At 64.2% G+C, this 13,118-nt stretch carries 12 protein-coding genes and 1 tRNA gene; 6 read left to right on the top strand and 7 right to left on the bottom strand.

Going from position 1 to position 13,118, the window contains the following annotated elements; genetic code table 11:
- Positions 1 to 163 precede the first annotated feature (163 nt).
- The 5 genes from SARO_RS20475 to SARO_RS02510 form a co-directional block, all read right to left on the bottom strand.
- A complete protein-coding gene (locus tag SARO_RS20475) occupies positions 164 to 475 on the bottom strand; it encodes an excalibur calcium-binding domain-containing protein (protein WP_083760938.1) in 312 nt (103 codons plus the stop codon).
- 413 nt (positions 476 to 888) lie between these two features.
- A tRNA-Cys gene (locus tag SARO_RS02525) sits at positions 889 to 962 on the bottom strand.
- Between the two features lie 84 nt (positions 963 to 1,046).
- Entirely contained in the window at positions 1,047 to 2,432 is a 1,386-nt protein-coding gene (locus tag SARO_RS02520; RefSeq protein ID WP_011444165.1) for an RNB domain-containing ribonuclease, read from the bottom strand.
- Between the two features lie 34 nt (positions 2,433 to 2,466).
- A complete protein-coding gene (locus SARO_RS02515; RefSeq protein ID WP_011444164.1) occupies positions 2,467 to 3,273 on the bottom strand; it encodes a crotonase/enoyl-CoA hydratase family protein in 807 nt (268 codons plus the stop codon).
- A gap of 140 nt (positions 3,274 to 3,413) precedes the next feature.
- On the bottom strand, positions 3,414 to 4,613 hold the full coding sequence (locus SARO_RS02510) for an LL-diaminopimelate aminotransferase (RefSeq protein ID WP_041549989.1): 1,200 nt from the start codon (positions 4,611 to 4,613) through the stop codon (positions 3,414 to 3,416).
- A 171-nt stretch (positions 4,614 to 4,784) separates the two neighbouring features.
- On the opposite strand from SARO_RS02510, the gene SARO_RS02505 reads away from it, so the two are divergent.
- The 3 genes from SARO_RS02505 to clpS all read left to right on the top strand — a co-directional run bounded on the left by SARO_RS02505 (position 4,785) and on the right by clpS (position 8,213).
- On the top strand, positions 4,785 to 6,647 hold the full coding sequence (locus SARO_RS02505) for a PHA/PHB synthase family protein (RefSeq protein ID WP_041549985.1): 1,863 nt from the start codon (positions 4,785 to 4,787) through the stop codon (positions 6,645 to 6,647).
- 143 nt (positions 6,648 to 6,790) lie between these two features.
- Entirely contained in the window at positions 6,791 to 7,657 is an 867-nt protein-coding gene (locus tag SARO_RS02500) for a phasin family protein (RefSeq protein WP_011444161.1), read from the top strand.
- A gap of 175 nt (positions 7,658 to 7,832) precedes the next feature.
- On the top strand, positions 7,833 to 8,213 hold the full coding sequence (gene clpS, locus SARO_RS02495; protein ID WP_011444160.1) for an ATP-dependent Clp protease adapter ClpS: 381 nt from the start codon (positions 7,833 to 7,835) through the stop codon (positions 8,211 to 8,213).
- 80 nt (positions 8,214 to 8,293) lie between these two features.
- On the opposite strand, the gene SARO_RS02490 is transcribed toward clpS, so the two are convergent.
- Positions 8,294 to 8,725 carry a hypothetical protein gene (locus SARO_RS02490; RefSeq protein WP_011444159.1) on the bottom strand — a complete coding sequence of 144 codons (432 nt, stop codon included), beginning with the start codon at positions 8,723 to 8,725 and terminating at the stop codon, positions 8,294 to 8,296.
- Between the two features lie 237 nt (positions 8,726 to 8,962).
- Between SARO_RS02490 and lptF the strand changes: the two genes are divergently transcribed.
- From lptF to SARO_RS02475, 3 genes are read left to right on the top strand one after another with little or no spacing between them, the layout of a single operon-like run.
- Positions 8,963 to 10,207, top strand: a complete 1,245-nt coding sequence (gene lptF, locus SARO_RS02485; protein ID WP_011444158.1) for an LPS export ABC transporter permease LptF — start codon at positions 8,963 to 8,965, stop codon at positions 10,205 to 10,207.
- Complete coding sequence (gene lptG, locus SARO_RS02480; RefSeq protein ID WP_011444157.1) at positions 10,197 to 11,297, top strand: LPS export ABC transporter permease LptG; 1,101 nt, start codon at positions 10,197 to 10,199, stop codon at positions 11,295 to 11,297. The genes lptF and lptG overlap by 11 nt, the downstream gene beginning before the upstream one ends.
- Positions 11,298 to 11,346: 49 nt before the next feature.
- On the top strand, positions 11,347 to 11,859 hold the full coding sequence (locus tag SARO_RS02475) for a rhodanese family protein (RefSeq protein WP_041550639.1): 513 nt from the start codon (positions 11,347 to 11,349) through the stop codon (positions 11,857 to 11,859).
- 19 nt (positions 11,860 to 11,878) lie between these two features.
- Here SARO_RS02475 and SARO_RS02470 read toward each other — a convergent pair whose 3' ends face one another.
- Positions 11,879 to 12,970 carry a fatty acid desaturase family protein gene (locus tag SARO_RS02470; RefSeq protein WP_041549983.1) on the bottom strand — a complete coding sequence of 364 codons (1,092 nt, stop codon included), beginning with the start codon at positions 12,968 to 12,970 and terminating at the stop codon, positions 11,879 to 11,881.
- Between the last annotated feature and the right edge of the window lie 148 nt (positions 12,971 to 13,118).

Genomic DNA, 13,118 nt, shown 5'->3' with positions numbered 1-13,118 from the left:
GACGGTTGAGGTCTAAAACCGGTGGTCAGCGCAATCTGGAGCGGTCGCCATAGACTGTGCCACACAGCTATCCCGCCATCGACCGGGTACCGCCGATACCGATCCTCAATCTAGCGGTTATTCCCAGCCGGTGTTGTGCTTCATCGAGATAGGCCTGGCATTTCTAACGTCCGCGAAATGGCTCACAGCCCACTCCGTCGCCATCACGATCGAGGTTGAGCCCGTATCCAGGATCGCCACGATATACAGGCGCAGCACCTGCAGCTCTCGCCTCACTGCAATTCCGGAACGAACTACGGTCTGATCGGACCGGTGGCAAGCGCGGCGCTTGAGCCCCGCTTGAGCTTCGGTGACAGTGATAGTCGCCAGTCTTGCGATTGTTGTGACAACCCTGTGCGTTTAGCCCACCCCCATGTGCAAATGCCGGCGAGGCAAGCTGAAGGATTGCGAACGAGGCGATTGCTATTCGGTGCATCGACATTCCCGGCGAAGGATCGATTCGGTCGAAATTCCACCTGCGCGCGGCACCGTTAAGATTTAACTTGGGATCCATGCGCCGCAATTGTCGAACGGCTCCCAAGGCTCAGCTCCAGGGACATGCTCGGTGAACAACGGACAGATTAGCTCGACCTAATTGGCCGTCAGGTCACAAAACTTGTGCGTCCTTCTCAAGCACCAACTGGCCGTGCGCTTGAAAAACTTCAAAACCGTCGCTGCTGTTTTGCGCTCGGAGACTTCGGGTCACATAGACGCGGTTCGAGCCCGGAATCGCGCTGCGCTCTCTGTCTCCGTGCGTCCGATTCACAGTGGCAATAATCCCCGGAAACGCCCCACTCTGGGGGCAAACTCGCCTGCGGTGTGGTGGCCGATTTGAAGGCATAATATGTGTGGAGGCCCGAGCCGGAATCGAACCGGCGTAAACGGATTTGCAGTCCGGTGCGTAACCACTCCGCCATCGGGCCTCGATCGCAGGAGCTGCGTGGTTTGGCGCGGTTAGCCGGAAGCGGGCAATGCCGCAAGGGGTTCTTGCATCACGGGCATGATCGTCAGTCGGCGGCGCTGAAAGTAAGCCGTCGCGTGCTCAGATCGACGCCGTCAAGGCGCAAGTCGACCCTTTGGCCAGGCGTCGCCCCGGGAATTCGGGTTCGGCCGACGACAGGCAGGTCCGCAAGGTGGATGCGCGCCGAGTCGCCATCGATGTCGGTCACGCAAGCGGCAAAGCGCTCGCCCTCCCGGCCCTGAAGCATCACCGCCTCGGCCAGGTCGATAACTGCCCGCTCGATCTGGCCGGAGGTCGCCTCGGCCTTGGCCATGACCGCGGGAAGTCGGCGAAAGGCATCCTCGACCTCCGCAGGTACAGGGCGCCCCGCCATGACCGCAAGGGCCGCGCGGATCACATACCGGTCCGCCAGTCGACGCAGAGGTGCGGTGGCATGGGCATAGGTGGCCGCCACTGCCTCGTGCCAGGGGGTGACGCCAGGTATCCACGGCGCATAGCCTGCCCCGTTCCCGGCGCGGCGCACCGCCAGCATGAAGGCGGCGTGATGCGGATTTTTCTGGTCGAGCGTCCGTTCGAGCGCCTTCAGGTCGATGTCCGCCGGCCAGTCCAGCCCGAGACCGGCCGCCGTCGAGCGAAGACGCGCCATGGCCTTCGCGCTCGGCCCGGCCATGACCCGGAACAGCCCCGTGCCCGCCGTCTGCAAGGCATCGGCGACCGCAAGGTTCGTCGCCAGCGAAAGTGCGGCATTGCGCCTTTCCGACAGCAGAAGTGGACGGAGGCGCAGGGCGTAGCGGCCGTCGCCCAAAGGTTCGACCTCCTGTTCCGGAGGATCGACCCGGGCGGCTCCGCGCGCAGCCTCGGCCGCATTCACCCGCGCGGCAAACTCGGCGAAGCCGGCTGGCATGTCCTCGTCGCGAACGTTGTCGTAGGCGAGCTTTGCGCGGCTGCGGACGATTGCGCGCTCGGCGCCTTCCAGGCGGCATTCGCCATCGCTGCCGAGCCTCACCGTAAACACGACCGCAGGCCGCGGACCATCTGGCAGGAGGCTGGCGGCGCGTTCCGACAGGATCGGGGGATAGAGACCCGCCTTGCCTTCCGGAAGGTAGATCGTCTCGCCCCGCTTCCAGGCCTCGGCATCCACGGCATCGCCGTCGCTCACGAACCATGCGACATCCGCGATCGCATAGCGCAGGACTAGATCGCTTCCCGATGGCTCGATCCAGAAGGCCTGGTCGAGGTCGGTGGAACTGGCCGGATCGAGCGTGACGAAGGGTATCTCGGTGCGATCCGCGTGCCCGGCAGGCGCCTTTTGCGCGGCGGCCTCGGCAGCGGCCAGAACCTCGGGCGTGAAGCCTGCCGGGATCTGGTACTGCGCGCGGATGGCGGCAAGCCCGCCGGCCAGCGCGCCGTGGGGATCGTGGATGGCTCTCATGCCGGACCTTTAACCTGGGTCATTGCCGTCAGGGTCATGGATCGACGAAATCCCCGGCTCGCTTTTCCATGCCTGCCTTCACCGCTTCCATCTGGTTGCGGCTATACATCAGCTCGTGCTGGGCGATCGATTCGGCCATGAGCACATCGTCGACGGTGAGGTCCGGCGCCCGGTTGGAGAGCGTCTTGGCCCCGCGCACGGCATTGGGGCTCTTTTCCGCGACGACCCTGGCAAGCTCCATGGCGCCGGCAAGGGGATCGTCCGCGACGTGGGTGGCAAAGCCGAAGCGCACCGCTTCCTCGCCGCTGAATTCGCGGTGGGTGTAGGTCAGTTCGCGCAGGACGTCGTCGCGCACGTTGCCGCGCCAGAGCGCATAGCCCGCCATGTCAGGCACGAGGCCCCACTTCACTTCCATCACCGCCAGCCGCGCGTCCGGCGTGATGAAGCGGATATCGGCGCCGCTGGCAACCTGCAGACCGCCGCCGAAGCATACGCCGTGGACTGCGGCGATCACCGGCATGGGAAGCTTGCGCCAGACCATCGCCGCCTGCTGCGCGCGGTTGGCATTGCCATGCGTCCTCTCGGTCAGCGAATTGCCGCTCCAGCGGTCGGTGCGGCCCATGCTGGAAAGGTCGAGGCCGGCACAGAACGACCGCCCGGCACCGGAAAGCACCACGCAACGGACGCCCTTCACGGAATGGAGGTGGTGGCCCGCCGCAACGATGCCTTCGAACATGGCATCGTCGAGCGCGTTCATCTTGTCCGCCCGGTCTAGCAGGACGTGGGCGACGTGGTCTTCGATGGTAACGCTGACGCGGTCGTGGAAGTTCATGTTCGGCATCCGCTCTCTTGCTGATTGCGCCGATGTTGCCCAAGCCCGGCGGCGGGGTCCAGCTTCCTCTATTGACCGATCGCCGTAAAGCGAAAGGCCCTCCCCGCAGGTGCGGAAAGGGCCGTTTTCCTGTCATGCTGCCAAGGGCTTCAGGCCGCCGAGGCGTTGACGCCCATGCTTTGCAGGTAACGCTTGATGTTGCGCGCCGCCTGGCGAAGGCGCTGCTCGTTCTCGACCATCGCGATGCGCACGAAACCTTCGCCGTCCTCGCCATAGCCAACGCCCGGGGCAACCGCGACTTCGGCATGGGTAAGAAGCTGCTTCGAGAACTCGAGGCTGCCCAGATGGGTCAGTGCCGGCGGCAACGGCGCCCACGCGAACATCGATGCGCTGGGGCTGGGGATTTCCCATCCGGCGCGGCCGAATGCCTCCACCATCACGTCGCGGCGCTTCTGGTAGAGTTCGCGGTTCTTGACGACGATGTCCTGCGGGCCGTTCAGCGCTGCGCAGGCGGCAGCCTGGATCGGCGTGAACGCGCCGTAATCGAGGTAGGATTTCACGCGCTTAAGCGCCGCGATAAGGCGCTGGTTGCCAACCGCAAAGCCAACGCGCCAGCCTGCCATCGAGAAGGTCTTGGACATCGAGGTGAACTCGACCGCGACATCCTTCGCACCCGGAACCTCGAGGATGGAGCGGGTCGGATTGCCGTCATAGTACAGTTCGGAATAGGCGAGGTCGGACAGGATCCAGACCTTGTTCTCCTTCGCCCAGGCAACAAGGCGTTCGTAGAAGGCGAGGTCTACCGTCTCCGCAGTCGGGTTGGACGGATAGTTGACGATAAGGATCGAGGGGCGCGGCACCGAATACTTCATCGCGCGGTCGAGCGAATCCCAATAGCGCTCGTCAGGCGTGGTCGGCACCGAACGGATCGTCGCCCCGGCTATGATGAAGCCGAAGGTGTGGATCGGATAGCTGGGATTGGGGGCCAGCACGACGTCCCCGGGCGCGGTGATCGCGGTTGCGAGGCTGGCCAGGCCCTCCTTCGAACCCATCGTCATCACCACTTCGGTCTCGGGATCGAGATCTACGTTGAAGCGGCGGCCATAGTAGTTGGCCTGGGCCTTGCGCACGCCCGGGATGCCCGAGGATGCCGAATAGCCGTGCGCATCGGGCTTCTGCGCCACTTCGCACAGCTTGTCGATCACGTGCTGGGGCGGCGGCAGGTCCGGGTTGCCCATGCCGAGGTCGATGATGTCCCTACCGGCGGCGCGCGCGGCGGCCCGCATGCCGTTGACTTCGGCAATGACGTAGGGCGGCAGGCGCTTCATGCGGTAGAATTCTTCGTCCACGGTTTGGTTACTCGTCGAATGAACGCGGCAGGATCGCCGCAATCCGGCCCTTACGCCAATTGGCCAGCGGTGGAAACCTTGCTCTCGACGGGCGTCGCACCGGACAAGACGGGGCTAACAAGGTGTAACATGACGTGTATAGTCGAAGCGGCGCAACGTCTGGGGACACGAATGACAAGCGAAACGGGCACTGATTCGATCGTCTTCGAAGATCTCCTGCGCCAGCAGGGCGAAGCGTTCCGGGCCATGTTCGCGCCGCTCGCGCCCTCGATGGCGGCGACCGATCCGACGGAAATCCAGCACTGGGCGATGTCTGCGGCCAAGCTGCAGAAGATGTGGCTCGATTTCAGCGCCGAACAGGCTGGCCATGTCGAGCCGCTGCTGGCGCGGATGGGCGACATCGGCAAGTGGACGCAGACGTTCTTCTCGATGGCCGGGCAACTCCCGATCGCGCAGGCCGAGACGCAGGCTAAGCTGTGGAACGACAGCATGGCGCTGTGGAGCACGGTGATGGGACAGTTCGCCGGCGGAGCAAGGCCCGATGGAGAAGGCGCCGAGCTTCCCCGCAAGGATCGCCGCTTTTCCGACAAGCGCTGGCGCGAACAGCCGGCCTTCGCGCTGATCCACCAGACCTATCTGCTCCTTGCAGAAAGGCTCCAGCAGATGGCGGACGAAGCGCAGGGCCTGTCGCCCGAGCGCAAGGAGCAGCTTCGCTTTGCGACCAAGGTCGTGACCGACGCGCTCTCGCCCGCCAACTTCCCGCTGACCAACCCGGTCGTGATCGAACGGACGATGGAGACCCGGGGCGAAAACCTGGTCAAGGGGGTGGAGCATCTCCTGAACGACCTGCGCAAGGGCCAGTTGACCCATACCGATCCCGCGGCGTTCGAGCTTGGCCGGAACATCGCGGTCACTCCCGGCAAGGTCGTCTACGAGACCCCGCTGTTCCAGCTCATCCAGTACACACCGACGACCGACGAAGTGTTCGAGACGCCGCTGGTGATCTTCCCGCCGTGGATCAACCGCTTCTACATCCTCGACCTCAACCCGCAGAAGAGCTTCATCCGCTGGGCCGTGGCGCAAGGACTGACCGTGTTCGTCGTGTCGTGGAAATCGGCCGATGCCTCGATGGCGGACATCGTGTGGGACGACTACGTGCGCGCCCAGATCGAGGCGATCGACCACGTCCGCCAGCGGCTCAAGGTGCCCGCCGTCCACACCATCGGCTACTGCGTGGCAGGCACGACCCTTGCCGCGACGCTGGCGGTCCTGGCGCGGCGCGACGAAGCGGACAAGGTGGCGAGCGCGACGTTCTTCACCGCGCAGGTCGATTTCGAGGATGCGGGCGACCTCCGGAACTTCATCGACGACAGCCAGCTCAAGATGCTCGAGAGCCTGTCGACCGACGGCTATCTCGACGGACGGTACATGGCGGCGACCTTCAACGCGCTGCGCGGCACCGACCTGATCTGGAACTACGTCGTAAACAACTATCTGCTGGGATCGGAGTACCCGGCGTTCGACCTGCTCCACTGGAATGGCGACACGACCAACCTGCCGACCCGGTGGCACCAGGCCTATCTGTGTGATCTCTACCGTGACAACCGGCTGGTGATGCCCGACGCGCTCACCGTCGACGGCACGCCCGTCGACCTGCGCCGCATTGCAACGCCGTGCTACATCCAGGCGGGCCGTGAAGACCATATTGCACCGCCGCAGAGCGTGTGGAAGCTGACGCGGCACCTGTCCGGGTCGTGGAAGTTCGTGCTTGCCGGCTCAGGGCACATCGCCGGCGTGGTGAACCCGCCGGAATCCGGCAAGTACCAGTATTGGCTGAACCCCGCCTCGCCTGCCACGCTGGACGAATTCGTAGCCGGGGCCAAGGAAACCAAGGGCAGCTGGTGGCCTGACTGGATCGAATGGATCGCCGGGCAGAGCGACGGCAAGGTCCGCGCGACCGGCAGGCGCAATCCTGGCGGAAAGGGCGACAAGGTTATCGAGGACGCGCCGGGCCGCTACGTGCGGAGCCGTTAGCCAGCGACGTAGGTCCATTATGGTTTTGTGCACCGCACAATAATCCTTGACTCGGACCGCAATTGAACTATTTTGTGCACTGCAACAAGGATGGCGATCTGCCTTTGATGGTCAGTCGCTGCCTGGAAGCAGGAGCCGCTACGATGGTCGATGAAGTGAAGGATAGCCTGACAGAACCCGCTCCGGTCACGGAAGCACCTGTCGCGCTGCCGGAGATTCCCGCAATCGAAGCGGAAGCGCCCGTCGCGTCTGCACCCGCCCCCGCGATCAAGGCCGTCCCGGCCACCAAGCGCAAGGGCAACGGCCGCAAGGCGAGCGCGAAGCCGGCGGCGAAGCCCGCCCCGGTCGAAGCATCGGCAACGGTGGCAGAAACGAAGGTGGCCAAGCCCGCAAAGGCAAAGCCGGTTCGTGCCATCCCTGCCAAGCCCTCGAAGGCTGGCGCCGCCAAGCAGCCCGTTGCGGCAGCGGCAAAGCCTGCGGTGAAGCCCGCGAACAAGCGTCCGTTCACCGCCACTCCTCGCGTGAAAACAATCGGCGCAGGCAAGACCGCGCCCAGGAAGGAACTGTTCGCAATGGCTACCACCACCACCGAATTCACCGACAAGATCCAGAACGCGTTCAAGGACGCCCAGGAAAAGGCCAAGGCCGCTCTCGAGAAGAGCCAGGCCGCGTTCGGCGATGCCGGCACCTTTGCCAAGGGCAACGTCGAAGCGGTCGTCGAATCGTCGAAGATCCTCGCCAGCGGCCTGCAGGAAATGACCAAGGGCTACGTCGAGGAAACCAAGTCGGCATTCGAAACCATGACGGCCGATGTCAAGGATCTCGCCTCGGTCAAGTCGCCGACCGAATTCTTCGAAAAGCAGTCGGCGCTGCTGCGCAAGAACTTCGACGCAGCGGTCGCCGCCACGTCGAAGAACAGCGAAGCCATGCTCAAGCTCGCCAACGAGGCGTTCCAGCCGATCTCGACCCGCGTGAGCCTCGCGGTGGAAAAGATCAAGCACGCCGCCTGACGCCGGCGCGGGGCGGCCTGCACGCCCCGTCCGTCAGGAATGCGAAGAATTGCGGATCGGGCGCTGGTCGTCCGGTCCGTTTTTCTTGTTCAAGGGACATGCGGCCAGCGATCTGCGACGGTCGGCTTCACGGCCCCTTGTCGTTCGTTGCGGGGAATGCGATATTCTACCGATCATGAGCATCCATCGCCTCGCCCTTCCGGACCTGTCCGTTCCCCAGCGCTGCGCGGGCGACGAGGACACACGCGGTCCGGGTGGCGACGAACAGATCGGCATCGCCACCAAGACCCGCGCCCGGCCCAAGAAGCCGAGCCAGTTCAAGGTGCTGATGCTCAACGACGATTACACCCCGATGGAATTCGTGGTGATGGTCCTGAAGCGTTTCTTCAACATGGACCTCGAACAGGCGACGCGGGTCATGCTGCATGTTCATCAGCGCGGCGTCGGCGTCTGCGGGATCTTCCCCTATGAGATCGCCGAGACCAAGGTGAACCAGGTCATGGACTTCGCGCGGCAGAACCAGCACCCTTTGCAATGCACGCTCGAGAAGGCCTGATCGCAAGGCGCCCCGTCTGAACGCACAAAAAACCGGGCTCGAAGCCCGGTTTTCCATGCCTGCCTGCCGCTGGAAAGCGATCAGTGAGCGTTGCGGGTACGGTTCTCGACCGAGCGGCGCGCAAGAGCCCGCAGCAGCGCCGCAAGCCAGGCCATCGAAATGCTCTGCGCATTGCGCGAGTGCGCGCCAACGCCGCCATCGAGAATGACCTGAGCGACGAACGATCCGTCCTTCATGCGCCCGCCGGTATAGATTGCCGACTGCGGGATCATCGCGATCGCGGCACTTTCGAATGCGCCGGAATCCGCAAGCAGGGAAATCCACTGCGAAGCCGCTTCGCCACGACCCGATGCGAGGTCCGAGATTTCGCGCAGAATGCGCTCGAAACCAGCGCGCTGTTCGGCGGAGGTGAGTTCCTCGCACCACAGGGCAAGTTGGTTGAGATTGTCCGGGTTGGCGTTGTCGTGCGCGAAACCACCGAGCCAAGCACTACCCGTCTGTTCGTATGACACCCGAGAAATCTCCACAATGCATCCCGTTCCAGAGTGGGACTATATCATTTTGAATTAGCGATCTATAACTTTCGTTAAGACCCAAACGGGGTGCCGCTTTTTCCTTCCCCGGACGGCAACTTGACGCTAGTCCGTTGACCTGCACTCCCTCTGCGCGTGATTGCGCCGGTTCGGAGCTTTAATGATCTTGCGCTGCAATCCTTACGATTCCCTGCCCTGTCCAAGTAGTCCGAGACCGTGAAACTACTTACCGCCACGGACCGCTATATCGCCCGGCTCGTCTTCGTGCCGATGCTGTCGGTGTTCGTGCTCGCCGCGTCGCTGCTCATCCTCGACAAGATGCTGAAGCTGTTCGACTTCGTGGCGACGCAGGGCGGGCCGGTAAGCGTCGTGTTCAAGATGCTGGCGAACCTGCTGCCGGAATATGCCAGCCTTGCCATCCCGCTCGGCCTCATGCTCGGCATCCTCTTCGCCTTCCGCAAGCTGGCGATGAGTTCCGAGCTGGACGTGATGCGCGCGGTCGGCCTGTCCTATACGCGCCTGCTGCGCGTGCCCTACATGTTCGCGATCGCGCTGGCCGCGCTCAACCTGCTGATCGTCAGCTACCTCCAGCCGCTTTCGCGCTACTACTACGAACAGCTCCAGTTCGAACTGCGTTCCGGTGCGCTTGGCGCATCGATCCGGGTGGGCGAATTCAATTCGTTGCAGGACCGCACCGCGCTGCGCGTCGATGCCAGCCGCGACGAGGGACGCGACCTGCGCGGCATCTTCGCCCGCATCCAGACCGCCAACGGCCAGGTCATGGTGATCTCCGCGCGCGAAGGCCGCTTCTTCGCCAACCGGGAAAGCCCCGACACTGTGATCCTGCGCCTGACCGACGGCCAGATCGTGCAGGATGGTCCCGGCATCGCTTCGCCCCGCGTGCTGAGCTTCGCCAGCCACGACCTGCCCATCGACCTGCCCCGCATCGAGCAGTTCCGCCAGCGCGGCGACGCCGACCGCGAATACTTCCTCCCCGAACTGCTGCAGATCGGCTGGAACGACCGCTATTCCGAAGAAATCCGCAACCAGTCCAAGGCAAGCCTCAACTATCGCCTCGTCGAGGTGGTGATGATGTTCCTGCTGCCGCTGCTCGCAGTGGCGCTTGCCGTGCCGCCCAAGCGCTCGACATCGGCGCTGGGCGTGTTCCTCTCCATCGTTCTCGTCGTGGCCTACCACAAGGTCAACCAGTATGGGCAGGACGTGGCCGCACTCGGCCGGATGGACCCTGTCATCGCATTGTGGGGACCGTTCGTGGTCTTCGCGGCGCTGATCGTCTGGATGTACTGGCGCATCGCATACGTTCCCGGCGGACAGCCGATCGGCGCGCTCGAAACCGTTTTCTCCAAGATTTCGCGCGCGGTGCGCAGGCTGTTCAAGCGCAAGCGCCTGCCCGGCGAAGCCGCCACCGGTGCGACGGAAGAGGCCGCCAATGCAGCTTGAATTCTTCCCCTCGCGCACCCTTGCGATCTACATCGCCAAAATGTTCGCGGTGCGGATCGTCGCCGTTCTGCTCATGCTCGTGCTGGTCCTGCAGATGCTCGACCTGCTCAGCGAAAGCGGCGCGGTCCTCGCCGCGCCCGGCAACGGACAGGGCGAACTCCTGACTTACGTGTCGCTGCGCATGCCGCAGCTCGTCAGCAGGTTCCTGCCCTATTCGGTGCTGCTGGCCACGATCATCACCTTGATGACGCTGAACCAGAACAGCGAGGTCATCGCGATGAAGGCGGCCGGCCTTTCGGCGCATCAGGTGCTGGCTCCGCTGTTCCTCGTCGCGGCGGCAACGTCGGTCGTCACCTTTGCTTTCAACGAGCGGATCGTCACCAGGTCCACCTCCACGCTGAAGGCTTGGCAGGACGTGGACTATGGCCCGATCCCGGTCGAATCGGCGACAAAGTCCAACGTCTGGCTGCAGGATGGCCCGAACATCCTGTTCGCGAGGTCGGTCGCAGGCCAGGGCAAGGCCATGCACATGACCGGTGTCAGCTGGTATCGTCGCGATCCGACCGGCATGGTCACCGAAATCGTCACCGCCCCTTCGGCAAGCTACGCCAACCCCGGCTGGCGCTTCCGCGAGCCGGTGATGTTCGACGTGCAGAGCGCCCGCAAGACCGCCCTTGCCGCCAGCGAGGTCTTTGCGAAGTCGGTCGAGCCGGTACAGGTCGTGATCAGCCGGGTGGACGCCGACGCCGAATCGCTCACCCAGCTTACCGGGTCGCTTGCAGCGATCAGGGATGCGGGCTTCCGCACCACGGAACTGGACGGCAAGTGGTGGCACAAGATTTCCGGCCCGCTGTCGGCACTGCTCATGCCGCTGCTGGGCGCGGTGGCCGCATTCGGACTTGCGCGATCCGGACACCTCTTCGTGCGCGCCGTGATCGGCATGGCGCTCGGCTTCGCCTATTTCGTGTTCGACAATGCCGCGCTCGCGATGGGCAATTTCGGCGCCTATCCGCCGTTCCTTGCGGCCTGGGCTCCGTTCGTGCTGTTCCTTCTGATCGGCGAGACGGTGCTGATCCGCACCGAGGAATGACGTTAAATTAGATCTTGCTAATTTTCGTAAAATCTAATATATGGTGGCCATGAACATGCCCACCATCTCCCCCGCCGACGCCCGCGCGCTCATGGCCACAGGCGCAACCCTCATCGATATCCGCGAGCCTGACGAACACCGCCGGCTTCGCATACCCGGCGCACGCAATGTGCCGGTTGCGAAACTGGCACCTGTCTCCGGCAAGCAGGCAGTGATCTATCATTGCAAGTCGGGAATGCGCACCGCCGGCAACGCCGCGCGGCTGTCCGCCATGTCCGACTGTCCTGCCTACATGCTCGAAGGCGGACTCGACGCCTGGGCCGCGGCCGGCCTTCCGGTCGAACAGGACCGCCGCGCGCCGCTCGAGATCATGCGCCAGGTACAGATCACGGCCGGCGCGCTGATCCTTGCCGGCGTGCTGCTTTCGCTGACGGTTTCGACCGCGTTCGTCGCGCTCTCGGCCTTCGTCGGAGCAGGCCTCGTCATGGCAGGCACCACCGGGTGGTGCGGGATGGCCAGGCTCCTGGCCAAGATGCCCTGGAACCGCCGGCCCGCCGCTTGAGCGAGCCGGCCTGGTCGCCTCAGCGCGGCATCATCGTGCTGCGCGCGAGGCGGCCGACCAGCGGCAGAAGCCCTCGGTAATTGGCCTTCTCGTAAGTCGATTCCAGTCCGAGGTGCTTCTTCAGCCGCGAATGGGCCTCGCCCAAAGAGTGATACGGCATCGACGGCAGCAGGTGGTGCAGCGCGTGATAGCGCAGGCCCACCGGTGCCCAAAGCGGCGCCAGCACCGCCGGCGGCGGCACGTTGACCGAATCGAGGTACTGCCCCGTCACCGTCATCGCATCGCCCTCGTTCTCCCACAGATGCGCGACGAGCGTGCGGATCTGGTTGAGGACCGCCGTCAGCGAGATGACGGCGATGCCGATCAGCAGCGGGCGCCAACCATGCGTCGCGCTCCACCACACCAGGAAAAGGGCCCATGCGGACGCGCCCAGCTCCTGCCAGAACACCATCCGCGCAAACTCGCCTTCCGGCGGGCGGCGACGGAAATCGGGATTGATGGATAGGGCCGAAGCACGCTCCCACACCAGCCGGCCCAAGGGCGGGATAACCGCGCCCAGCGGCACCAGAACGGCCGAACGGATCAGCAGTCCGACCGGAAGCAGTATCGCGACAAGGATGAACAGCGGCAGCGACCACGGCTTCATCAATGCCAGCGGCAGGTATTCCGGATCGTCCGCCGTGCCATAGCGCGTGCGCGCATGGTGGAGCGTGTGCACCCCCTCGTACATGAGCGACGGCGTCAACATGGGAATGCCGACGAGCAGGTTCCAGCCGAAGCGGAAGCCCGGCAGCGCATTCTTGTGGATGTGCGTCAGCTCATGGATGAACAGCAGCGCGCGGTACAGCGCGAGCGCTGCCACGACACCCCAGAGCGTGGCGATGAAGGGATTGGCACTGAGGATCGCTCCCGCCAGCGCGCCATAACCGAGCGCGGCCGATGCCAGCATGTCAGGCCAGTATATTTCGGGCCGTGCGACCGCGATGTCGCGCGTCAGCTCCACGGCAGCGCGCAGCATTTCCTTGTCGTCGGGCGTGCCGGCAAGTCCGCGTGGCAGCGTGGGCTGCGCCGGAGCGGCGGCGGTATGGTCGAGCGTATCGGTAGCGATCATGCCTGAAATTCCAATGAGACCCATGTTTTCCCGGCCGGCCCAAGGTCGGTCCCGGTCTTTTGCGCCCTCGGCGTTCCCACACGCGCCGGATGGCTTGACATTGTGCCGGATTGAACCGCAGTTCCCCCGGCAAATCCCGCTTACCCGC

This window comes from Novosphingobium aromaticivorans DSM 12444 (assembly GCF_000013325.1).
GTDB classification, from domain to species: domain Bacteria; phylum Pseudomonadota; class Alphaproteobacteria; order Sphingomonadales; family Sphingomonadaceae; genus Novosphingobium; species Novosphingobium aromaticivorans.
This window is presented reverse-complemented; position numbering and strand designations above follow the sequence as displayed.